Genomic DNA, 23,108 nt, shown 5'->3' with positions numbered 1-23,108 from the left:
ACGCCCTATGCTGTCAAAAAGCGGTAATTACAAGGGTATTTCGCACAAACGTTGACTAGCCCAGTGCGGTGCGGCGTCGCAGGGCATAGTTCTCGACCTTGGCCGTGAGCGACGCCATGCTCTCGTGCAGGACAGCCAGATTTTCATCCACCGCCGGCACGGCCGGCATCCGGGTAGCAGCTCTTGGAGGATAGTCGTTGGCAACCGACGCGGTAGCGTCGAATCTCATCGCCGGCGGCTCGATTGCGGCACGCTTTTCCTCTGTTATCGGCTTGTCCCGATGGAGCGGCTGCCTCTCCGGCTTGGCGACCTGCTCCTCGCTTAAAAGGGCGTCGTCAATCCATGCACGCAGGAAGACGAGGCAAACGGCGGTACCCAGCCCCATCAGAAAGCCTGAGATCTCGGCGTCGGTTACATTGTCGTCCAATGGCTGAAGCGGGGCGACCGCGGGCATTGCGACGGCGATAGGAGCCTTTATCGCCGACGACGCGGTGCTACCGACGTCCTGCTGCGCGGCTTCATAGCGAACCCGAGCCGTTTCGACATCATCCTGCAAATGAGCAAAACGAGCCATGTCGATGCCGGGGCTCTTCTGGTCAAGGGAAGCTGCCTTGTCGGCCAACGACTTCTGGTCGCTTAGCGCCACCTTGAGCCCGGCGTCGCAGGAGGCAACGAGACGCTGCAGCTCGGCCTGTATACCTGCGCGCAGACCATCGACGGTCGATTGTTGCGCCAACAGCTTGGGGTGACGGGGCCCGAGTTGGGCCGAGAGTTGCGACAGGGTGCTCTTTGCCGCCGCGTAGCGATTTCTCAGCGCCTCGAGCCCGGCGGGCGAACCGAGATCGGGCGAAAGCGAGCCTTCGAGGACATCGGCAAGCTTGGCGGATTTTGCGGCGGTCATGCGGATCTGCGCCGCCTGCACGGCATCCACGGCCGCTGAAACCGCTGCCCTCATGTCCTTGCGTTGCTGCTGCGATTCGACTGCAGCCTTGATCTTGTCCTCGCCGACCTCCGCCGTGAAAGCTGCAAGTGCTTCATTTGCCTGATCATAGGCCTTGCTGGTTGCGTCCTGTGCAACGGCGCCTTTGGCAGATGCGGTCGTATTTTGCGTCATCGCCGCATCGTAGACGGCGACGTCAGCCAACAGATTGGCGATACGCGCCGATTTCGCCGCGTCGCTCGATATGATGGAGAGCTGCAACATGCCCGTTCGTTGATCCGTCGATACGAGGACGCTATCGCGCAGCTTGGCTTGAGCACGCGACGGTGCGTCGGCTGCCGCGCCGTTGCCGGCAAACAGATCGAAGACCACGCCCATGGCTGTCGACTTGCCGCCGGTGAATTCAGCGTCGCGGTCGAGCTTCAGCTTGGCAACGACCTGGGAAAGAACATGCGGCGAGGAAAGACGAGCGGCGATGGCGCCAAGGAGACCCGGCTCGGCGACTGCCTCCCCTTGCAACTGCATACGCGCCTCGGCGACGTAGCGAGGAGGACCGGCCAACCAAGCAGGGATACTAGCGCCGGCAATCGACATCGCGAGCACGAAGCCGATCGAGGGCAGCCCGAAGGTCCAGCCACGTCGGATTGTCGGCGGCGGATTTTCCGCAAATGGAGCAGGGTGCAACTTGGCAGGATCGGGCCGTGGCGGCTCGCTGGTCACCGTCTCTACCGGTTCCCATTGCAGCTCGACGTCGGAGATATCGAACTCAGGGGCTGGAGGCCGGCGGATCTCGGGCGACGACTTTCTCTGAAGAATCCCACGGATGATGGAAGCAAGCGGCGGCGGTTGGTCCAAGGCCGCTCTTGCGCCGTTTCGGCCTGACACAGGATGGGGATCGCCTCGCAACGCGCGGTTCAGCATGTCGAGGAGTTCGGCGTCGCTCGGCGAATGGATGTTCGCAGCCACAGGATGATTGTGGCCACCATCGACGAAGGCCGGGACCTCGACGTCGTATAGTCGGGTTTTCCTGGTTGGGCGGGGCTGCGGCATGACTGGCCAATCTCGTGCACAGGACCGTCGAAACTCACGACGGCAGCTACTTGAAGATTAACTCATCATAAATTTTCATGGCAAAGAAAGAGTTAACGAGGGCGCATATATCAGCGCCCCTGCAACAATCGGCCGATCGACGCGGAGGATGAAAACCCTATCGCAATTTTCTGGAGTTGTTCTAAGCGTGCGTGCCGGGAGGCAGCATGTCCTGGCGCTTTGCGAAGCGATGTCTGGCCACCTGATAAAGGAAGAGAGGCACGCCGAGCAGGTATCGGCGCCACAGGCGACTGGGCTCTTTCGACAGGCGATAAACCCATTCGAGCCGCAGCGTTCGCATGATCGATGGCGCGCGAGGGACTGTGCCCGATACGAAATCGAATAGCGCGCCCACCGTCAGGACCAGACGGGCATGTTCGGGGCAAATGTTGGCAGCCACCCAGGCCTCCTGCAGTGGCGTGCCCATGCCGACGATCAACAGGTCGAGTTTCTGCCGCTCGATTTCTGCGACAACGCCTTCGCTGTTCTGTTTGTCGAAGTAGCCATCCGAGATGACGACAAAATCGTGCCACGGTGTATGCAACCGGAAATTCTCGGCGGCCTTCTCAACGACCTCGCGACGTCCGCCGACCAGCCCGATGCGTTTGGGCCTGTCCATGAAGGTCAGGAGCGCCGGGACGAAATCGGTTCCGTTGAGGTTGGCCGGGAACGAGGCGCCATAGGACGCGCGGGAGGCAATGTCCAATCCGACGCCATCTGGGAGCACCAAATTGCTACTGAGCACTTCGCGGTAGTTGCCGTCGTTCAACATGACGAGCATGTTGTGGGCGTTGACAAAGGAGATGACCGTTTGGCCAACCGGCATGGACGCCAGATCATTGGCGAAGGCAAGCGCCTCCTGCCAGCCGAGATCGCAGACCGGCAGGTCGAATATCATACGACGCGAGGCATGCACGGCAAAATTTGCGACCAGATTCACCCAAGACCTCCTGCCACCGGCACTTCATATGCCCGATGCACGCCTAATGATATCTTATGTAAAAATGCAACCAAGATGATTATAGCAAGGCTCTCCAAAGCAACATTTATAGAAATCTCTAAAAACGACTGGGAAAAGCCAAGATATTGTTAACCTTGCTTGGAGTGGCAACCTTCCACTGCGAGCGATAGTCGGGACTACTTACTGATTTTTAGCTCAGCAGGCGAGCAAGAGCTGCGTTTCTGGTTAACGCGAAGGCCGCCTCGCGGTGAAGCGGGCGGCCCAGTCTTGAACAAGTCTGTCGTCGGGGGATTTTACTGCGCGGGCTTCTCGGCGCCGGCGGGAACGGGATCGCTCTCGACGATCTTTACCGGCTTCATGTTCTTCTTCACGGGGCCGGAAGAGTTGGACCGGATTTCTTCCTTCGAGACGTAGTCGATCTGTTGCACCAACACGCTGGCGATATAATCGCCGCCGAGGCGCTCGTTCATGTTCTTCTTGATATCGCTTCGGAATTCATCAAGCTTGAAGCTGTTCGGATGGGCGATATCGATCATCCTGTTGCCGACAAGCAGGGTAAACAGCTGGTCCGTCGTCAATTCGACCAGCGGCAGCGGCAGGTCCTTGGCCTTGTCCTTGTTCATCATGAACGAGATCTTGGTCAGGAAATACCCGCTCACCCCGTCATTGCTGATGACGGGAATATTGATCGGCTCGCCCATGACAAATTCCTGGGCCGGCGTCTTTCCGGCGTTCGGATCCGTCACAGGCGCGGTTGCCATCTGCACGGAAAAATAGACCGCCGCCAGCGTGACCAGACAAACCCAGACGCCTGTCAGAACGAGCTTGACCATCAAGCCTCACGAACGAGAAATTGTTCCTGGGAATAAGTGCCGTCGGCATCGGCGTCCTGCACGGCATTCTTGAGGATTTCGGCAACGGCGCGAACAGCTTCCAGATGTGCTTCGACGCGCCGTGCGTTGAGCACGAGCTTCTTCTTCAGCGCATGCAGCTGCTCGATATGCGTTGCAGCGAGCTCGGCCGGATCGGTGTCGCGAAACAGCATCGACAGCTCATAGAGGCAACGGCTCTTGTTTGCGTTGGATACCTTCAGGTCGAAATCCCGATCGTGGCCGATCCGGGTATTCTCGTTGTCGATGATCATCTCAAGGCGGCCCAGAACCGACTTGATGCGGTAGTCGTTCGAAATTATTTCCATGTCCCCACCCCCCTTACGCAGTTTTCGCCAGAATATTCGCATGGACTACGGAGCCGTTTTCATCCGACTTGTCGGATGTCGTGCCGAGTGTCTTGCGCTCGAAATCGGTGATTGCGCTCAGCGCCATCTTGCGATCGTTTTCGTCGGTCGTGATGTTTGCAACGCCGGTGCCGCGGGTCTTCTGGAGCTGCTCCTTGTACATCTTTTCAGCGATACCGACGCCGTTGTTCTTGGCAAGCGTATTGCCCAACTGCTCGGCCATCATGCCTTTCCAGATTTCGCCGGCAGAACCCTTGCCATACAGTGTCTCGCTGGTCGGCAGCATGTTCTTGACGAAATTCTGCAGAACCATGGCTTCGAACTTCTGGTATGCCGCCGGAACCTTGCCGGATTTGGCGGCCGGATGTGCATTGCCCAATCCTGCCTGCGTGCCGGCCTGCGCGCCTGCGCGGTTCAGCACATCGACGGTCGATGCGAAACCGTTTCCGGCTTCCGCGAGACTGGTTGCGGCAAAGGCCGCCTTGTTTGCCTGGAGCTTGGCCTGGGCAGCCTGGACGTCGATCGGGTCTGCAGCCTTCAAAACATCCAGGACCAAATCACTTGGAGGTGAAATCGCCACGTCACGTTCCTTTCACTTGAAATCGAAACGATTATGATTTTTGAAGCTTGCTGGAGGCTGGCGTTGTGGATGCGGCCTGCTGGTCGATGATGTCGTAGACGCTATTGTCGTCGGATTCCCGGGTTTCCAGGGCGCGCGCGTCGTTCATGTGCTCTTCGAGCCGGTCCGCCTTGGTGCGTTCCGTCAATACGCGTGTCTCGATCATCGCCTGCATGCCAGCAAGTTGCTGGTCGCGCAGCGTCAGCCGCCCGAATCGATCGGCATAGTGGCCGGAGAACACCATATGGACCGGATCCATTGAGCCGATCGCATCGATGACGCGATCCATCGATTGCGCCACCTCGCTGCGGACCCTGCTGGCTTCGGCAAGTTCGCTTTCCGCCATGCGCTCGAGATGGCGCTGGACAGTGACGAGGCGCTTCAGTTTTTCAGATCGCGTTCGTTCAACCATGCCGCCGCCTCCCCGTCAGTGGCCGTTATAGATGCTGACGAAAGCATCCGAGAACTGGCTGAGCATGGCGGCTATGCTGAGATAAAGCATGAAGAGACCGCCCATCAACAGGTACGGGGTCGAGATGAAGTAGATGGGAATCTGCGGCGCCAGCTTGTTGATGAAGCCGATCGAAATCTGAAACATCAGCCCGTACAGGACGAAGGGGCTTGCCAGCCGCAGCATGATGTAGGTGGTCGCCTGCAGCGTGTCGGTGAAGGATATGAGCGTCGCCTGCATCTGCAGATGCCCGCCAAACGGAACGACAGTGTAGGAATCGATCAGCGCCTTGAAGACGTAATGATGGAAATCCATGATGAAGAGGATCATCAGGCCGGCAAAGGTGATCAAGCTGGTAAGCGACGTTTCGCCGGCATCCTCGACGATATCCATGCCGCCAGGTGCATTGAAGCCAATGAGCATGGCTATGATCGAGCCTGCAAACTGTAGGCCGATGGTATAAAGCCGCGCCATCATCCCATACATCGCGCCGATCAGCGATTCCGTGAAGATGAGGCTGATGTAACTGGCGCCGCCGGCTGCGGCCTTTGGATAGATCGTGTCCCAAAGCACGGGCAGGATGGCCATCGACAGGGCAACGGCAACGAGAAGACGGATCTGCTGCGGAATGCGGCCGGAAGAAAACCCCGGGAGAACCATCACGCAAGCGCCTATACGGCAGAATGCGAGAAACAAGGCAAGGATGGTCCCCTGAGGGTCTGAAATCATGAAATGGCGCCCAGAATCTTGATCTCGATTCCCTTTGCCAATTCCACATGCGACAAAACGGGAAGAGTCGCGAACAAGCGTTCGACGATCATGCGCACATAGGATCGTGTTTCGGGCGACGTGACAAGTACGAATGGCAGTCCACGGTCCATGAATTCACGGATAACTTTGGTGGCCTGCTCGCTGAACTCCTCGAGCGTGCGCGGATCGATGTCGAATTCGATGACCTCGCCCTTGGGATCGCGCTTCAGCGCCTGGTGGAAGACAAGGTCCCACTTGCTGCCAAGCCGCAGGACGCGAAGAACACCATTGTCGGCCAGATCGCCGCAAAGCTGCTGCGACATCCGCACCCGGACATGCTCGACGATCTGTTCGGTCTTGCGGACATGGGGCGCAAGCTCGGCAACGGCTTCGAGGATGAGGTGCAGGTTGCGGATCGAGACGCGCTCTGCAAGCAGCAGCTTCAAGACCGCCTGCAGGCCGGAATAGGACATGTGCGAGGTGCATATCTCGTCGGCGAGCTTCTTGTACTCCGGGTCCAGCCTGTCGATCAGGATCTTGACGTCCTTGTAGGACAGCAGAGCCGGCAGATTGTTGCGAATGACCTCGCTCATATGCGTCAGCACGACGGAGACATTGTCGATCGGCTGGAAGCCTTCGCGTTTCAGATCTTCGGCAAAGGCCTCGAGAACCGAGACCGCCGGCATGCCGAAGGCGGGTTCGCGAATCTCGTCGCCTGGAATGGTCGGCTTGCGGCCGGCGCCGGTGACGACAAGCACTTCGCCTACACGCAGGATGTTCGAGGCGATCGTCGTGCCGTGAATGCGGATCTGGTAGGATTTGTCGGCAATGGCGATGTCGTCGGTGACCTTGATCTCGGGGACGACGAAGCCGTATTGCGTGGCGAATTTCTTTCGCATCTTGCCGACACGGAAGGCAAGCTCCTGGTGGGCGCCGAGCATGCGGGTGGAGACGATCTTGCCGAGCGCCAGCTCGATTTCCGATGTCTTCAAGACCGACTTGACGCTATCCTTCTCGAGCTCTTTCGACTGCATGACCTTCTTTTCCTCCTGGTCGCGGAGGATTTTGTTGCCGGCCTCGATCTGGCGTGGGATCAGCCAGGCGCCGGTGGCCATAAGGCCGCCGAGCGTCATGAAGGGAAGGAACGGCAGGCCCGGCATGATCGCCAGGATGCCCATGAGGACGGCTGCGACCGCAAGCGCGCGCGGATAGCCGCTTAGCTGATTGATGACGGCCTGGTCGGTCGAGCCGGAGCTGCCGCCGCGGGTAACGAGAAAGCCCGCCGCCAGCGAGACGATCAGCGCCGGCATCTGGGCAACGAGACCGTCGCCGACCGAGAGTTTGACGAAGACGTCGGCTGCCTGGCCGATCGGCATGCCATGGCGGAAATAACCGATGATGATGCCGCCGAAGACGTTGATACTGGTAATCAGAAGGCCGGCCACCGCGTCGCCGCGCACGAACTTCGAGGCACCGTCCATCGCGCCGAAGAACGAGCTCTCCTCCTCCAGCTCCTTGCGCCGGCGCTGCGCTTCCTTCTCGTCGATCAGGCCCGCCGACAAGTCGGCGTCAATCGCCATCTGCTTGCCGGGGATGGCGTCGAGGGTGAAGCGGGCGCCGACTTCGGCGATACGCGTCGCACCCTTGGTGATGACGATGAAATTGATGGTGATGAGGATGAGGAAGACGATCAGACCGATGACGAAGTCGCCGGACATGACAAGATTGGCAAAGCCGGCGATCACCCCGCCGGCGGCCCTGTCGCCCTCGAAGCCATGCGAAAGGATGACACGCGTCGTCGCTATGTTCAGCGCCAGACGCGTCATCGTCGCAATCAGCAGGATGGTCGGGAAGGACGAGAATTCCAGCGGTTTCTGGATCCACAGCGCAACCATCAGGATCAGCACGGAAAGCGCTATCGAAAACGCCAGCCCCATATCGATCAGGAACGGCGGAATGGGCAGGAACAGGACGCAGAGGATAAGGACGATGCCCATCGCAAAGCCGACATCGCGCAGGCTCGGATTGACTTTCGGAAGGGCTATTGCAGGTGGCTGCGACATTGTGTCGGTTTCCGTCTCTTCATGAGAGGAGACAAGCGGCAAGGCCACTTATCCATTTAAACCGAGAATTAGGAGACGAAGCTTGCGCGAGGATGATTGCCGGCACTCTGCCCTTGCCCAGGGCTCAAAAGCCGGACTGGATCCTTGAAAACACCAGATTGGTGAAGATCGAAATCTGTGAGCCGACGAAAGGCGCCGTCACGCCGACCGTCACCAAGACGGCGACGATCTTCGGCACGAAGGTCAGCGTCGCCTCCTGGATCTGGGTCAGCGCCTGAATGAGGGCGATGACCAGACCGACGATCATGGCGGCAAGAACAGCCGGACCCGAGGCGATGAGGACCGTCCAGATTGCCGCCTGAAAGATGTCCAGTGCATCGGCTTCATTCATATCGAGGCTATTCCCGTTTCATACGAGGAGCCGGTGTTACGAGCTCGTGTCGGTACTGGTGTCAGTGTTGCTTGTTGAACTGCCGCCCGCAGAGAATACACTGATTCCCGGCTGTACGAGAACCTTATCGCCGGCCGCGGTAATTGCAACGATGCCGTCGGAATACACACTGACTTCCTTGACCGTGCCGCTGATGGTGCCGTCGGCGCTGGTGATGTCTTTGCCGACGTAGCTTGCTGCCTCGGCCAGCATCTGGTTCGACAGTACGGTTTCAAGATGCGAGTTCGTCTGGATCTGCTGTTCGACCTGCGAGAAGCTGGCGAGCTGCGAAATCTGCGCGGTGGCATCCATCGGACTTGTCGGGTCCTGCTGCTTCATCTGGGCGATGAGGAGCTGCAGGAAGTCGTTGTAGTTGATGGTCGCGCCGGCGGCCGCCGTCGCCGCATTCGAACTGTTGGCATTGGCTGTGGAGTTGTTGGTCGCCATGGCGCTGACAGGATCTACCGCCATGGTGCGATCTCCTTGCGAATCTGTTCGATCGTCGCTGCCGGCATTTCGTGGCTGTTGAGGATGCTGTCCTCGACCGCGTAGAGACTGCGGATGGCCTTCAAGGCATCGAAGGCGCGGCCGGTGGCGACAAGACCGTCGACGCGCTTCAGCTCGGCCAGGACTTCGTCATTTTTGAAGCAGGTCAGCAGCATGACGATCGACTTGCGGAACATCGCCGTCGACTGGTCCTTGCCCTCGGGATTGATCAGGATCATCTGTGCGATGAAATAGAGCTGGCGCAGCGGTGTCGTCGCGTCTTCCGGCTGGAGAACATGGTTCTCGAGCAGGAAAGTCACGTCATTCAGGAACTCCAAAGCGACCTTACGGTCTACGCGAAGCACGGCCCCGTTTATAAAGATTTTCTCACCGGCTTTTAGCGATATACGAAGGGTACTTTTCATTTAAGTCCATCCCTGATGATGGTGGTGACATCGATGATGCCCTGATAATTTGTCGACTGCCGCTTCCTGATCCGCTCACATTCCTTCAAGATCCAGATCGCGATGGAAATCAGATTGGCACGCAGCTGTATATCAAGCTGATTTTCGGGGTTTTTCAGATCCTCGATGAAGGTGACCCAAACCCGTCTTGTGTAGAACAAAGCCTCGATCGCTTCGCGGGAGTACTTTTCCTTTTCCTGCGCTGCGGCCAGTAGGGCGATGGAGCGGTCCAGGACCTGGCGCTCCCGTTCCCTGGCGTCCACCACCGCATCCTGCATGACTTCCGCATATGAGAACTGATACATTCATGCATCCTCTTATTCTTGCGAACCCTTGATCATCAAAGGTAATTCACGAGACTCAACTGCTGTATTTTCGAAACGATCGTGTAGGCGGTCTGGAGCTGCGTTTCCAAGCTGTTGACTTTCGTCGACGCTTCGTAAGGATCAACGCCCTGCAGATCGACGATGCTGTTGTTGAAGATATTCTTCTGGGCATTCAACGCATCATCCGCCTTGGTTGCCCGCGACTGGGAAAGGCCTAGCTGACTTGCCTGTTCGTTCAAACCGTCGACCGCCTGGCGTGCATAGCTGGTCGCCTGGTCGGTGACTGCATTTGCCGCGTCCGAGCTCAGGGGCAGTCCCGACAATGCGGTCGTCACCGTTGCAGCCAGCGCCAGGTAGCGCATACCTGGCCCGTTGGCGTTGGTGGACGTATCGACCACTTCCGAGTTGCTGATCCGGCTCGTCAAGTTCTGGCTGGACGCAGCCGACCATTGGTTCCACTTGCTGCCGGCACCGGAGGCGGCGAACATCGGCTCGACCTTTGTCGTGATGAAAGTGGTCATCTGGGCGCCGGTAAGCTGGCTTGTCGGGACACCCAGACCAGTTGAATAGGCCGTCAGGGCGGTCTGAATGTCAGTCGTCGCCGTGGTGCTGTTGTCGGTCAGCGGCTGCACATCGGTATTGGTGCCGGCAAAGATATACTGGCCGTTGACCATGGTGTTGCCGGCGCCGATGAGGCTGCTCAGCGAATCCGTGGCCTTCTGCTGCGTCAGCGCTGCGCTCGTGCTGTCCTTGTTGCCACGCAGCGCGATCAGCTGGTTCATGAAGTCCTGCGCCGCCGTCGACATATTGCTCAATGCGTCCTGCGAGGCAGTCATCCTGCCTTCGGCAACCGAATTGCTGCCGAGGATGGCGTCGATGCGCGAGGTCTCGCGCGTCAGGTCGATGCTCTGAGCCGTCTTGCCGCCGAGCGAAACGCCGATATCCGCGTAGACACCCGTTGTCGCCTCGAGGGAGGCTTGCGTCATGTCGTTCTGCGACTGCCGGATGGTCAGCCGCATGGCGTTTTGAATAGCGCTGCTCGAAATCGAGGAAAGTTTCATTGCTTAGCTCACAATATCTAGAACTGCTTGAAGCATCTGGTTGACGGTATTTAATATCTTCGTACCGGCCTTGTAGGACTGCTCTATATCCATCATCAGCGTCAGCTCTTCATCGAGATTGACGCCCGTCCCGTTCGAGTATGCATCCGACGAGCGAGACAGTGCTGCCGACGTGCTTTCCGAGGCCGAGGTTGCAGCACTGCGCTGCGCTTCCAGCCAGCCGACGGAACCGGAGGCAAAACTGACGATGCTCCCATTGGTGCTGGTGCCGGCGGCCGCGTCGAACGTCATTGAGGTGTTGATCGCCGTGCCGTAGCTGTCGAGGAGCGTGGAATAGCCACTGTCGCCGGTTGCATTCTGGTTGATACCAGCGGTGTTGATCGTGCCGTCCCGAAGCTTGCTCGGATTGGTGTCAGCAGCACTACTAACCGAGATACTCCCGGCAAGGCCCGAAACTAAGGTTCCACTGGCTGGAGTGGTGGTGCCGCTCCAGGTGAAAAGACCAGGAGCCGGTCCAGCGCTCGTCGTTTCCGAAAACGCCGTGACAAGGCCGCGCGCGATCTCGTCTAACTGGTTCTGATAGGTCGGAGCAACATTGTCGCGAACCTGAAGCAGCGCCTGCAGCGTTCCCTGCCCTGTCGTGGCAGCACCTGTTCCGGGGTCGACCGCGACCCCGTCGATATAGACGGCGTTGCCTTTGGTGGTTGCGGAATAGACGTTGGTTGGGTTGAAGGTCACCGACCGTGGCAAGGTCTCGAAAAGAGTTGTTCCGGAAGAGGTATAGAGCGCCATGTCATTATTGGCGCGCGTGACCGTGGTGACGCCGACGATCGAGGAGATCTGTTTGAGGATGCTGTCACGCTGGTCGAGCGCGTCGGACAGCGCAGTCGATGTATTGCCGCCGAGCGCTGTTGCCGTCTTCACCGCGTCGTTTGCGGTTTGGAACTGCGTCAACAGGTTGTTCAGCGTACTGACGTTCGTCGCGATCTCCTTGTCGGCGTTGGTACGGATCGCCTGCACGGAATTGGTCGCGTTGTTGAGGGACGTAGCAACGTCCTGGGCGGCAGTTACTGCCGCCTGTGCTGCCGTCGCGCTGTTGGGAGAACCGGCATAGGTGGTCAGGGCCGTTTGAAAGGCGGACAGATAGGTGGCCGGCGCCAACTCGTTGTTGTTGCCGCCGACGGTTGCCGACTGAAGGTCGGTAAATCCTTGCAAAACCCGCTGCTGGGCGGCATCGCTCGATGTGGTTCCGAGGAATTGACGCTGGAGGGACGGCTCCTGATTTCGGGCAATCTGTACGACCTGCGCACCACCCGACGAGACGGTCAAGACCGCCTGGCGCCGGACGTAGTTTGCGTTGTTCACGTTGGAGATATTGTTCGCTACGGTGCTGCTTTGTGTGCCCGTATTGTTGAATATCTGCTGCGCGGTATTGAGTGCCTGCGTGAGTGACATGGCCGTCCTCTAACTCTTGATTTTACCGCTGGAGGTTCACAAGAACGTCCATCAGCTCGGATCCGGCCTGGAACACCTTGGAATTTGCCGTGTAGCTCTTCTGCGCCTCGATCATGTTCGTCAGCTCGCTTGCGAGGTCGACGTTGGATTCTTCGAGGGCGCCGGACTGGACGTAGCCGAACTGGCCCGTCTGCGGAAAGCCCGTAACGGTGACGCCCGACTGGCCGTTCGCCGAATAGACGTTGCCGCTCTGAAGGGTGAGCAGATCGGGGCTGGCAACGGTTGCAAGCGGAATGCGGTAGAGGTTCTTGCTGCTGCCGTCGCCATAGAGCGCGGATACGGTTCCATCCTTGCCGATCGTCACGCTCTTTACCGGGTTCGGTGCCTGACCGTTGACCTTACCCGTTGCAGTGAAGCCGCTGGCGAGCTGAGTGAAACCCGACATGTCGATTTTGATCGGCTGCGGAGCGGTTGGATTGACTGTAAGCGGCGCGGTGGGGGTAATTGTTCCTGTGGTGGTCAGTTGGCCATTTGCGTTGAATACCATCGTTCCGCCGCCAAGGAATGCGCTGGCCGCAGGCGTATAAGGAAATGGAGTGTTGCCAGCGGTAGCATCGGCATGGTTGTAGACGGCCACATCCCAAGTGTTCGCGGCAGTCTTGGTGTAGTAGACGTCGTAGGTGATCGCATTGCCCTGGCTGTCGTAGCCCACGACCGAACTTTTTTCTGACGGCGTCGCGGTCGAATTATTTGCGGATGCGACATTTGCGGCAGTGGTGACAGCCGTATCATTGGAATTCAGGTTGCCAGCAAGATTTCCGCTCGTCGAGGCCACTGCGGTCAAACCGGTCTGGTTGACGTTGATCGGCACCAGACCGTTGAACCCGTTGACGACGACGGAGGGGGAGCCTGAACCGTAGGAATAGCCCATCAGCGTAAAGCCGGCGGAGTTCACCAGATTTCCCGAACTGTCAGGCGCGAAGTTGCCGGCGCGGGTCATGTAGGGCGTGCCGGCGGCATCCGACACGACGAAGAAGCCGCTGCCCTGGATGGCAAGGTCGTTCGTGGAGGTGGTGTAGGAGATGTTGCCCTGCTGGGAGATCGCGTACTGGATGGTCGTTTCGACACCACCGGAATTGTAGTTTCCCGAACCCTGTGGCAGGACGAGCGAGGAAAAGCTCGTTGTGGCTTCCTTGTAACCCGTCGTGCTCGAATTGGCGATGTTGTCCGAAACGGTGCCCAGACGATTGGCCTGGGCATTCATCCCTGAAACCGCCGTCTTCATGCTGCCGAAAATGCTCATCTGAAAATCCTCATTTTCCTCGTAATCGCAAGCCTATGTGGCCTTCCTTGCGTGAAGCTGTCTGAAGAGGAAAAGCCCGATATCAAGAAGCATTTTCTAAGGGTTGCAGGAGCCGGCGGTTCGCCGTCAGCTCCAGTCGATGCAGTATCCGAGGAACCGCTTGCTATCGACCGGATCAAAGCCGAGCTTCTTGCGCAGCTTCTTGCGCAGCTTCGAGATGTGGCTCTCGACGACGTTCTCTTCGACCTCTTCGTCGAAGATGCCGTAGATCGCGTTGAAGATCTGGGTCTTGGTGACCCGGCGTCCGCGATTGGAAATCAAGTATTCGAGGATGCGCCGTTCGCGACGGGGCAAGGCGAACACATCGCCGCCGATCTCCGGGTCGCGTCCATCCGAGAAAACCCTGATGGAACCGACGTCGGTATAGTTGGCGATCGCCTTCAGCCGGCGGCGGATGGCGGCGGCGCGTGCAAGGATTTCCCTGGGGTGAACCGGCTTGCGGACCACGTCGTCGACGCCGCAATCAAACAGCGCCAAAGTCGCCTCGAGCGAGGGATGATCGCTGACCGCAATGACCGGGGCCAGCGAGCGATCTCGTATCGCCCGCGGCAGCTGGTGAACATGCTGTCCCTGGCCGATGAGAAACGCCTCGACGGCAGCAATATCGCCGTCCGCCGCGGTCTGGACCCACTCCCCGAACTCGCGAGGATCGAACCCCGTCGATGGAATGCCTTCGCGCCCAAAAAGGGATGTGTATCCGTCTTTAACAAGCTCTCGCTCGTCAACCACTACGATCATTCGTCCGCCTCCGAATCAGTTGTGGCGTTTCCGCTGTGTAATGGGTACGAATCGGGCGAATCACGAACAACTGCAGGAAGTGAGTGGCATGAATTAACCATTGCTTAAGATTCATGCCGCGATTTGACCTACATCTAGTATGCGTAGTGTCATCTTGGCACAAGAAAGCGGTGGAAAAATTAAGACATCGTGAAGGTCGGCCTTGCCTTCCATTTTTTGCCCGCATTGTCGCCACAATGGTCAATGGCCTTATGTGATAAAAATGCAACTTAACGGCTAATCAGTTCTGACAAAAAACGGCTGCGTTGGGGGTCCATTTGCCATAACCGGTGGCGACCAGATTGGCGATGACACGGCAGACATAGACCTTCTGTTCGGGATTGTTGTTCGGGCCGGCGTGGTAGCGTGCAACCGCCATGGTCCATGTGTCGTGTCTGTCGTGCAGGTCGCGAAGGAATTTCGCCGCATATTCCACGTTGGCGTGGGGGTCGAACATGGCCTCGACGGAGGCAAAATTCTCGCCATGGAAGTAGTGATTGATCTGCATGCAACCGATGTCGATGAGCTTGGCACCCGCCTGCTTGGCCATTGCAAACTGCTGAAGTGCGGCATCTTCGGACGGAGGGAAAAAGGGCTTTCCTTCGATGTTCAGAGCGTAGGGATAGAGCGATCCCTTGCGTCCGGTTTCAGTCAGGCCCACGGAGTAGAGAATGCCTTCAGGGATGCCATATTTGGCCGCCGCCGCCTGGATCTCACGCTCGCAAAGGCCGACCGCCGAGGCTTGCGCATTAGAGGTAGACGCTGCCGCTGCGAACGCGCTGAGCGCTGCCAGCAACACCGTCGTCCACGGCCACGTCCTTCGAGCTCCGGCCACTGTCGTTTCCATTCGTCTGCTGTCCTGAATAGCCCTGCCGTCTGGCCTGAGCCTCGCTGCCCTGGCCCTGATTGGCCGCGGACTGCTGCTGCGACTGCTGTCCCTGGAAGCCCGGCTGGCTTTGCTTGTCGCCGGCATCCGAGGTGGTCGGCGCCATCGAGACCGTAATGCGGTCCACCGCATAGCCTTGTGCCCGAAGCGCGTCCACCATCTTGCTCTGATCGGTGCTGAGCTGGCGGTAGGCCTCGGCGGAATGAACCTTGAGATCGACGCTCAACTGATCGCCGGACAGCCGCATCGTCGCTGTCACGACCCCAAGGTCGACCGGGTTCATCTGAATTTTTAGTGTGTTGACAACCTTGCCTGTCGCGGCGGTGCCGTCGGCGTTCGTTAGCGCCGAGCCTGACCGCATAGTCGCTGCCCATTCCTTGTCGCCGGCAAGCGCGCCTGTGACGACAGCCGAATTCGAGCCATCGGCCAGCCCAAGGAACCGGCGCTGATCCAGCACCGTGACCGTATCGCCACTGGCGCTTGCTGTCGCCTTGACGTCGAGTTGGGCGGCATCGTCACTGCCCTTGCCGATCGACATATCCATGGCGCCGCTACGGCCGTCTGCGCGGATGAACTTGAAGGTTTGCGTGGCGCCGTCGGTCGTGGTCACCGCTGCTGTCGGACCGCTGCTGGCGTCGCTCACGGCAGTGGTCATCCTATCCGCTGCGATCTTCGAAACCGGCTGCTCTGGCGCCGGCTCAGCGGTTGCGTGCGCGTTGGCGGCGCCAGCGAATGCCGTTGCTACGGTCTGGAGTACGACGGGCGCTGCAGCTGCCTGAGGGACATTGAGCAGCGACAGCGCATCCGATACGGCACCACTTGCGTCAGATGCCGGCGTATCGCTAGATTTGGTGTCGGTGGTCTCTGCGGCTTTTACGGTCTTGGCAGGCCCGGTGGCGTCAGGCTTGCCTGCAGGAGGCTGGACCGCTGCAATCTGGTCCGCCGGCAGCCCGGCCGCCAGTTGCTGGACCAGGTCGCCGGTCGGCTTGGCAGTCACGGTGGTTTTGGCGTCGGTCGACGTTTTAGCATCCGTCGCCTGCGATTGATCGGCCTCAGCCGGCTTCTGAAAACCCAGAAGCGACTTTGGGAAGCCGGAAAGCAGCGGCGGTGTTTTCAGGCCGGCCGGCGCCTTTGTACCTATCGGGTCGCCTGGTGAACCGGCTACACTGGTCGACATCGAGCCATCCGCGGCCAATTTTGCATCCGTCGTTGCCGCAGACAGCGCTGCAGCGTCGGCCGAAGAGCCATCAGAAGTGGCTGCGTCCGCGCTGGCGCCGGAATCCGACTGCGCAGCCGGATTGGTCTTGTCATCGTTGGTGGTCTTGGCAGACTGCCGCCCGCCGCCGCCCGAACTGGACAGGGCATTCAGGAAGCCGCTACCATCCTTGTCATCTTGCTTGGAGCTGCGGCCGCTTCTTGACGCCGTCAACGCATCCGGGCCCAGCGGCGCATTCTGAATAGCAATATCCACCATGATCAGTGACTTTCCTGCTTCAACAGGCCATCGATGACATCAAGCTTCGATCGGCTTGTCGTGACGAATGTATTGAATGAAGAAGCGGCGTCCTGCCCTCCTCCGTCCTGGGTTGCCACCTCGGTGGCTGTTCCCGGCTTCACACTCGCCGAACCGGAGGATTTGTCTCCGGGCGCCTTGGCGGCTGCGGCTGCATCGTGTTCAGTAGTCTCTGGTTTGACTACATTAGATGATGAGGCTTGCGTCAGGCTTTTCGGATCCGGCGCCCTCGTAACCGCTTCCGCCATCGCCTTGGCGGCATCGCGAAGCGCCCGATCCCGAGGATTGAGTTCTCCATCCGGTATCTGATTGATATTGCGGATGGCAACGCCGACATCCGGGGTCGAGATATTGGCAACGCCGCCATAGAGGCTGGCCAGCGCGCCGAAGGCCTCGCTATCGTCGCTGGCAATTTCCTGCGCACGGCTAGAGGCCATCGTTGCCAGCTCGTTCTTGCCGGAGATGGCCGCCCGGCGCGCGATGCGCAGATAGACTTCGCGTCGGCGCGGCGGGTCCATGAAGGACAGGATGTCGACGACATCCTCAGGCTTTACACCGGCGCTGTCGTCGACCACCAGCTGAACGAACAGATCGGCAAACTGGCTTGCATAGGGCGAATGAAGGAAGCGCCTGACATAGCGCTGCGAATAGGCAAAGCCTTCGGGCACCATCTTGGCCTCGGTCGCCAAGGCTATCGAACGGCGGAGTGCCGCCTCCTCGACGATCGTTCCAGGCGCAGTCAGCCTTGCCCAATCATAGAGCTGGAGGGCCGCCTTCGGGTTCTTGGCGCTCATCACGTTGCCCGCCACCAGCGACAGATAGGGGCCGATCTTCTTGTCGCGATACTCCTTGGCAACGTCCACCATCGTGTTGACGACAAGCAGCCCCTTGCCGTTCAGGTATTTGCGCAACACGTCGGCGACGCGGTTGTCGAAGTGGCCGTTGACATCGCGCGACATCAGATATTCCAGGGTCGAGGGATTGCCGCCGCTCATTGCGTAGATCAGCACGGCATCGACATTCCGGCTGTCGTCGAAGACGGTCTTGTCGGCGGAGCGCAGTCGCTCGTCGAGCGTCGTTAGCAGGAACCGCTGCATCTCGGCGGCTGAGTTGTCCCCGAGCACAACCGAGTCCTGAACGAATTGCAGCGAACGCAGCATCTTGTATGGCGGAAGATCCTGCTGATCTTCAGCCCGACCGGGCCCCGGCACGAAGGCGCAAAGGGTCAGGGCGAGCATCAGGCTGTAGCGATGCATTGCGCGCGCCATGAGCTATCCCTGAGTCCCCTGTACGAGGATTTCGATACGGCGGTTTGCGTCGTTCAGCGGATCGTCCGGCAATTTCAGGCGCCGGTCGGCGAAACCCGAGACCTGCGATATCCGCTTCTCGTCCAGTCCGCCGTGAAGAAGCATATAGTAGGCACTCTCGGCGCGATCGAGCGAGAGGCGCCAGTTGTCCTTCTGGGTGCCTTTGAACTGTCGTCCGTCGGTATGGCCGCGAATGACGATCGCGCCCTTGCGATCCGATAGGATCTTGCCGATCTTCTCCATCGCCAGCACCATCTCCTTGCGAGGGACCGCCGATCCGACGTTGAACATCGGATCATTGCCCTGATCGGAGATCGTCACCAGCAGGCCACCTTCCGACGGCGTAACGACAAGACCCTCCGCGAGCTGACCGGCAACGCCGCTGATCTGCTGGGTAATCGCCTGCTGCAAGTCCTTGGCCTGTTTTTCCTGATCCTTCGTTGCCGGTTTTTGGGCGTCAGGCTTATTATCAGCAGTCTTGGTGCTGCCCGCCTTTTGATCAGCTGTCGTCTCATCCGCATTTGCCTGATCGGAAGCCGTCGGCTGCTGGCCCGGCTGCTTTTTCTGTCCCGGCACCGGTGGTTTCGTCGGCGACTGTTGATCGGACACCGTCGCCTGGTCCTCCGGCGTCTGCGGCTGGTCGGTCACCTCGCCGGTATCCGCAGCGGTCGCCTTTGCCATGGCGACCACTTCGCCCTTGGAAGCCGTTTCGCTCTTGGAATCTTCCTTGCCTTGCTTCTTTGATGCGCTGGAGACCTGGACCTGTTTGGTCCAGAAATCAGGATCGAAGGGATCGCGATAGGCTTCGCCGCCATCGGCCCCGGTCGCCGGGCCGGACGTGCTTGCGCCGCCATCGCCCTTGGCGCTGACATTGGCCTGCTGTCCGACTTCCTGCGCAATTTCAGCAAGGACGGAATAGGGATTTTCAAAGAAGTCAGCTTCGGAATAGTTGGTTTGGTCGCCGGCAGTGGCCGTCTGGTCGTCGCCGGTCTTTGCTGACGTTCCGTTGGTCTGCTGTTCTTCCTTCTGCTTCGATTTTTCGTGGTTCTGTTCGCCGTCGGCCTGGTCGACCGGCTTTTTCAACCCCTTCTCGGTCGGCTTTTCGTCAGCAAGCTTGATCGGGTTGAAATATGAGGCGACCGAGGCCTTCGTCTCCTCGTTTGCCGCGTTCACCAGCCACATCACCAGGAAGAAGGCCATCATCGCCGTCATGAAGTCGGCATAGGCGATCTTCCAGGCGCCGCCATGGCCGCCCTCGTGATCTCCGCCGCCATGACGCTTGATGATGATGATTTCATTTTTGCCGTGATGGTGGTTCTCGCTGTCGCTCATGCCAGGATCTTCCTCAAGCTATCTGCCCAGGCAGACACGCGCGTCACGATGACATTGTCGCCGATGGTCACGGAGAGATCGACATCGGTCGTTTCGACGTGCCGAAGCATGGCGCTGTCTTCACCTAGCTGTGCCGCAAGGATATCGAAGAGATGAAGAGGCCCTTCGACGGTGATCGACCCGACAACGCCGCCAAGGATCGCGGCGGTGACCAGTTCGGCAAGATCCGCAACCGCCTTCTCAGTCAACACTTCCGTCATGACGGGAGCGAGCGCATTCGCCGTCTCGATGCTGACCGCTTGTCCGAGCGCCACGGCAATCTGCTTGAGGCTGGAGGCGATATGCTCGGCCACTCGGAACTCGTATTCGGCGCGAAGGGCGGCAAGTTCAAGTGAGTGAGCCGAGGTGCGCTCCTCGACCTCTGCCTGATGCTTCTCGGAGAGTTCCTGGGTGGCGGCCTCGTGGCCTTCGGCATAGGCTTGCCGGCGCTCGGCTTCGATATCGACGACGGGCTCCTCGTAAAGCTCGGCAAAGCCTGCCGGCTTCTCGAACGACGGAGCCGAATCAAAGGCGGCAGCGGCCAGTCTCTCGGCGCCGAAGTCCTTCAGGTAGCGCGAAATTGCAGGGCTCATGCGACGTATCCGCCGATCAATTGACCGGAGTTTTTGTTGCGCGCGCGATCACTTTGACCCGCTTCCCAGATTTTCATGCTCAAAACGTTGATCATCACGCTTCCGGTTTCCGTCCTGTGGCCGCAAACGCGGCTTCGGCAAAGCCTGCCGAACGGCAGAGGTCCATGCCTTACGACTGGAAAGTATGAGGTCAAACTTGTGCGAGGATGAATGATGCCGGCGCCTGCCGGCAACCATTCGCGTTCATTTGCCCTGGAGCAGAATGAGCACCTTGCTTGCCATGGTATTGGCGATCGACAGCGACTGGACGCCCATCTGCTGCGCCGTCTTCAAAGCGGTGACCCGGGCCGAGGCTTCTTCCTGATTAGTGTCGACAAGGCTGCCGATCGTCGTTGTCAGGGTGTCGGTGAGGTTTGATATGAAGCTCGATTGCTGGTCGAGACGCGACTGCATCACACCCATGGTGGAACCCGCCGATGTTGCGGAGGCGAGCATGCTGTTCACCACGTCCAGCATGTCGTTCAATTGCTGGGTCGTGGTGCTGGTAGAGAGTGCTACTTCCGTGCCACCGGTCTGGCCAGCGCCTGATCCGACCGGCAGCAAATAATAATTGCGGGCGGTGGACGTTCCGTCGGATTGGATCGCGTTGGCGTCGATATTCTTTGTCAGCAGCCCGCGGCTCGGATCTGCCGTGTCGACCATCAGTGCCTGGGAGCCGTCATAACTTACCGATTGAAGGTAGACCTGCCCGCTGGTTCCGCGGGCAAAGCCGCTGATGACGGATTTCGTCAAATCGGGAACCTGATCGGTATTGTAGAGCCAGTTCTCGCCGGCGACGGATGCGCCCTGGCTCGTCGTCTGCAAGGTATCCTTCAGTTGCTGCAACGACTGGTTCAGCGTGGTCTTGTCGGCTCCGGGCTCCTGGGCGCTGACAAGAATCTTCTGTATGCTCGAGAGCGTGCTGATCACGCTATCCATCGCGGTGGAAGCAGTGTCGAGCTTGTTGGCACCGAGGCTCATGGCATCGTTGATCGTCGACAGACTGCTGCTGTCGGACCGCATCGTCGTCGCCATGGACCAGTAGGACGGATCGTCTGCCGCGGTCTGGACACGGAGCGTCGAAGACACTTGCTCCTGAGCCTTCTCGAGATCCTTGTTCACGCCGCGCAAAACGGTCAGCGCGCCCAAGGCGGCGGAGTTTATCACAGTGCCCATTGAAAGCCCGTATGTTTGGTGGAGAACAGCAGGCCGGATCGAACCGGCAACGACGTTTCGGCTTCATGCCAGCCGACGGGAAATTCCCTGCGACGGCCCATCGCTTGCAGCAAATCAGCTGCGAGGTGGAGTTAACAAGACATGAAGCATTCCGGCAAGTCATAATTGCAATCGCCGGATCGAGGCGCAAGCCACGGTCAAGGCTCACGAAAAGATCAAGGCCGCACCGTCGCCGGCGCGGCCTTGGGAATGGATGGAATTCGCCGATCTTACTTGAAGAGCGAGAGGATGTTCTGAGCGCTGCTGTTGGCAATCGAGAGCGACTGGATGGCCAGTTGCTGCTGCGTCTGCAGAGCCGTCAGCTTGCTCGATTCCTGTTCCATGTTGGCGTCAACCAGCTTGCCGACGCCGGAGCTGATCGAATCGGTCAGTGCCGAAACGAAGGTCGTCTGCAGATCGATGCGCGAGGAGAGCGAGCCGAGCTGCGAACCTGCCGCTGTCAGCGCCTTCAGTGAATTCTCGACCATGCCAAGAGCGCTATCGATGCCGCCCGAAGTCATGTTGGTGATGTCGAGGCTGTAGACCGAATAGCTCGTTGCACTGTTGGCGAGCGCCTGGACAGTGCCAAGGATGCCGGAGCTGGTGCTGATGACGCCGACCGAGTCCGAACCGAACAGGACATTGCCGGTTGCGGAAGCGTTGAACGTGTAGCTCGTGCTCTGCACCGAGACGCCACCCGTGGCGCTGCGGACGAAGGACGACACAACCGAAGCGGAGGCCCCTGATGACGCGACCATCCAGTTCTGACCGGAGAACGAAGCCGACTGGGCAACGCTCGACAACTGTTGCTGAAGCTGCTGGATTTCGTTCTGGATATCGTTCTTGCTGACGCTGCCTTCCTCGGCGCTGACAAGCTTGGCCTTGATCGACTGGACGATGCTGATGGCGCTGTCCATTGCGGTGTAGGCAGTGTCAACCTTGGCAGCGCCGAGGCCGAGGGCGTCGGAAACCGCACTCATCGCACCGCCGTCGGAGCGCATGGTCGTCGCGATCGACCAATAGGCGGCATTGTCGGAAGCCTTGGAGATGCGCAGGCCTGTTGAAACGGCCTTCTGCGTGGCCGTCAGGTTGGAGTTGATGCCGCGCAGCGTCTGGAGAGCTGCCATAGCTGCATTGTTGGTCAAAATGCTGGTCATCGAAAATTGCCCCTTTTGGCGATATCTTTAACGGGGACATTCCGGTCTTTACGGCCGGTAACGGTGATCAGCGTCATGCCTGTTAACCAACCCTTAGGTGAAGTTAACCAACCGTTGCGTTGGGGGCAGATGACAACATTATAGTTAACTAGTAGTTAACAGAACGACCTACCGGGTTAACAAAACAATAAAAACCGCACCCCTTTCGGAGTGCGGTTTCTGTTCCTTGCTGCCTGATCGCGACTGCCGGGCTGGCAGCGTGATCGAACGCCCTATTAACGGAAGAGCGACAGGATGCTCTGCGAGGAGGAATTGGCGATCGAGAGCGACTGTACTGCCAGCTGCTGCTGTGTCTGCAGGGCAGAAAGCTTGCTCGATTCCTGTTCCATGTTGGCGTCCACCAGCTTGCCGACGCCGGAGCTGATGGCGTCGCTGAGCGACGAGACGAAGGTCGTCTGCAGGTCGATACGCGCGGTCAACGAGCCGAGCTGCGAGCCGGCCGCGGTCATTGCTTTCAATGCGCCTTCAACCATGGTCAGCGCCGTGTCGATGCCG

At 59.1% G+C, this 23,108-nt stretch carries 24 protein-coding genes; all 24 read right to left on the bottom strand.

The window, feature by feature from the left end:
- Positions 1-55 precede the first annotated feature (55 nt).
- Entirely contained in the window at positions 56-1,990 is a 1,935-nt protein-coding gene (locus tag AB4Z52_RS20460) for a GumC family protein (protein WP_442219750.1), read from the bottom strand.
- Between the two features lie 181 nt (positions 1,991-2,171).
- Entirely contained in the window at positions 2,172-2,969 is a 798-nt protein-coding gene (locus tag AB4Z52_RS20455; protein WP_442219749.1) for a WecB/TagA/CpsF family glycosyltransferase, read from the bottom strand.
- A 314-nt stretch (positions 2,970-3,283) separates the two neighbouring features.
- Positions 3,284-3,823 (bottom strand): hypothetical protein, encoded by a 540-nt coding sequence (locus tag AB4Z52_RS20450; RefSeq protein WP_442219748.1) that lies wholly within the window; start codon positions 3,821-3,823, stop codon positions 3,284-3,286.
- The gene (locus tag AB4Z52_RS20445) at positions 3,823-4,188 is read right to left on the bottom strand and encodes a hypothetical protein (RefSeq protein ID WP_442219747.1); all 366 of its coding nucleotides are present in this window, start codon (positions 4,186-4,188) and stop codon (positions 3,823-3,825) included. Before AB4Z52_RS20445 ends, AB4Z52_RS20450 begins: the two co-directional genes overlap by 1 nt.
- Before the next feature lie 13 nt (positions 4,189-4,201).
- On the bottom strand, positions 4,202-4,807 hold the full coding sequence (locus tag AB4Z52_RS20440) for a rod-binding protein (RefSeq protein WP_442219746.1): 606 nt from the start codon (positions 4,805-4,807) through the stop codon (positions 4,202-4,204).
- Between the two features lie 31 nt (positions 4,808-4,838).
- Positions 4,839-5,258, bottom strand: coding sequence for a hypothetical protein (locus tag AB4Z52_RS20435; RefSeq protein ID WP_442219745.1), 420 nt, complete (start codon positions 5,256-5,258; stop codon positions 4,839-4,841).
- Between the two features lie 15 nt (positions 5,259-5,273).
- Positions 5,274-6,026, bottom strand: coding sequence for a flagellar biosynthetic protein FliR (gene fliR, locus AB4Z52_RS20430; RefSeq protein WP_442219744.1), 753 nt, complete (start codon positions 6,024-6,026; stop codon positions 5,274-5,276).
- On the bottom strand, positions 6,023-8,110 hold the full coding sequence (flhA, locus tag AB4Z52_RS20425; protein WP_442219743.1) for a flagellar biosynthesis protein FlhA: 2,088 nt from the start codon (positions 8,108-8,110) through the stop codon (positions 6,023-6,025). Before flhA ends, fliR begins: the two co-directional genes overlap by 4 nt.
- 124 nt (positions 8,111-8,234) lie before the next feature.
- A complete protein-coding gene (gene fliQ / locus AB4Z52_RS20420) occupies positions 8,235-8,501 on the bottom strand; it encodes a flagellar biosynthesis protein FliQ (protein WP_442219742.1) in 267 nt (88 codons plus the stop codon).
- Between the two features lie 36 nt (positions 8,502-8,537).
- Complete coding sequence (gene flgD / locus AB4Z52_RS20415; RefSeq protein WP_442219741.1) at positions 8,538-9,011, bottom strand: flagellar hook assembly protein FlgD; 474 nt, start codon at positions 9,009-9,011, stop codon at positions 8,538-8,540.
- Positions 9,002-9,451 (bottom strand): flagellar biosynthesis repressor FlbT, encoded by a 450-nt coding sequence (gene flbT, locus AB4Z52_RS20410; RefSeq protein WP_442219740.1) that lies wholly within the window; start codon positions 9,449-9,451, stop codon positions 9,002-9,004. Before flbT ends, flgD begins: the two co-directional genes overlap by 10 nt.
- Positions 9,448-9,795, bottom strand: coding sequence for a flagellar biosynthesis regulator FlaF (gene flaF / locus AB4Z52_RS20405; protein WP_442219739.1), 348 nt, complete (start codon positions 9,793-9,795; stop codon positions 9,448-9,450). Before flaF ends, flbT begins: the two co-directional genes overlap by 4 nt.
- Before the next feature lie 35 nt (positions 9,796-9,830).
- The gene (locus AB4Z52_RS20400; protein ID WP_442219738.1) at positions 9,831-10,877 is read right to left on the bottom strand and encodes a flagellar hook-associated family protein; all 1,047 of its coding nucleotides are present in this window, start codon (positions 10,875-10,877) and stop codon (positions 9,831-9,833) included.
- Between the two features lie 3 nt (positions 10,878-10,880).
- Positions 10,881-12,332, bottom strand: a complete 1,452-nt coding sequence (flgK, locus tag AB4Z52_RS20395; protein WP_442219737.1) for a flagellar hook-associated protein FlgK — start codon at positions 12,330-12,332, stop codon at positions 10,881-10,883.
- Between the two features lie 22 nt (positions 12,333-12,354).
- Positions 12,355-13,635 (bottom strand): flagellar hook protein FlgE, encoded by a 1,281-nt coding sequence (locus AB4Z52_RS20390; protein WP_442219736.1) that lies wholly within the window; start codon positions 13,633-13,635, stop codon positions 12,355-12,357.
- A 126-nt stretch (positions 13,636-13,761) separates the two neighbouring features.
- The gene (gene rem / locus AB4Z52_RS20385; RefSeq protein WP_442219735.1) at positions 13,762-14,433 is read right to left on the bottom strand and encodes a transcriptional activator Rem; all 672 of its coding nucleotides are present in this window, start codon (positions 14,431-14,433) and stop codon (positions 13,762-13,764) included.
- A 280-nt stretch (positions 14,434-14,713) separates the two neighbouring features.
- On the bottom strand, positions 14,714-15,319 hold the full coding sequence (locus AB4Z52_RS20380) for a transglycosylase SLT domain-containing protein (protein WP_442219734.1): 606 nt from the start codon (positions 15,317-15,319) through the stop codon (positions 14,714-14,716).
- Positions 15,222-16,832: a flagellar hook-length control protein FliK gene (fliK, locus tag AB4Z52_RS20375; RefSeq protein ID WP_442219733.1), complete on the bottom strand. Its 1,611-nt coding sequence runs from the start codon at positions 16,830-16,832 to the stop codon at positions 15,222-15,224. The genes AB4Z52_RS20380 and fliK overlap by 98 nt, the downstream gene beginning before the upstream one ends.
- 2 nt (positions 16,833-16,834) lie before the next feature.
- Entirely contained in the window at positions 16,835-18,139 is a 1,305-nt protein-coding gene (motC, locus tag AB4Z52_RS20370; RefSeq protein WP_442219732.1) for a chemotaxis protein MotC, read from the bottom strand.
- A gap of 3 nt (positions 18,140-18,142) precedes the next feature.
- The gene (locus AB4Z52_RS20365; protein ID WP_442219731.1) at positions 18,143-19,510 is read right to left on the bottom strand and encodes a MotB family protein; all 1,368 of its coding nucleotides are present in this window, start codon (positions 19,508-19,510) and stop codon (positions 18,143-18,145) included.
- Positions 19,507-20,142: a hypothetical protein gene (locus tag AB4Z52_RS20360; RefSeq protein WP_442219730.1), complete on the bottom strand. Its 636-nt coding sequence runs from the start codon at positions 20,140-20,142 to the stop codon at positions 19,507-19,509. Before AB4Z52_RS20360 ends, AB4Z52_RS20365 begins: the two co-directional genes overlap by 4 nt.
- A gap of 243 nt (positions 20,143-20,385) precedes the next feature.
- On the bottom strand, positions 20,386-21,357 hold the full coding sequence (locus AB4Z52_RS20355; protein ID WP_442219729.1) for a flagellin N-terminal helical domain-containing protein: 972 nt from the start codon (positions 21,355-21,357) through the stop codon (positions 20,386-20,388).
- A gap of 269 nt (positions 21,358-21,626) precedes the next feature.
- The gene (locus tag AB4Z52_RS20350; protein WP_442219728.1) at positions 21,627-22,553 is read right to left on the bottom strand and encodes a flagellin N-terminal helical domain-containing protein; all 927 of its coding nucleotides are present in this window, start codon (positions 22,551-22,553) and stop codon (positions 21,627-21,629) included.
- A 275-nt stretch (positions 22,554-22,828) separates the two neighbouring features.
- The coding region (locus AB4Z52_RS20345; protein ID WP_442219727.1) for a flagellin at positions 22,829-23,108 on the bottom strand (280 nt) is incomplete at its 5' end.

Origin of the sequence: Rhizobium sp. 2YAF20 (assembly GCF_052114685.1) — a bacterium.
In the GTDB taxonomy this organism is placed as follows: Bacteria; Pseudomonadota; Alphaproteobacteria; order Rhizobiales; family Rhizobiaceae; genus Rhizobium.
The sequence above is the reverse complement of the archived record's forward strand: the minus strand, read 5'-3'. Positions and strand labels throughout refer to the sequence as shown.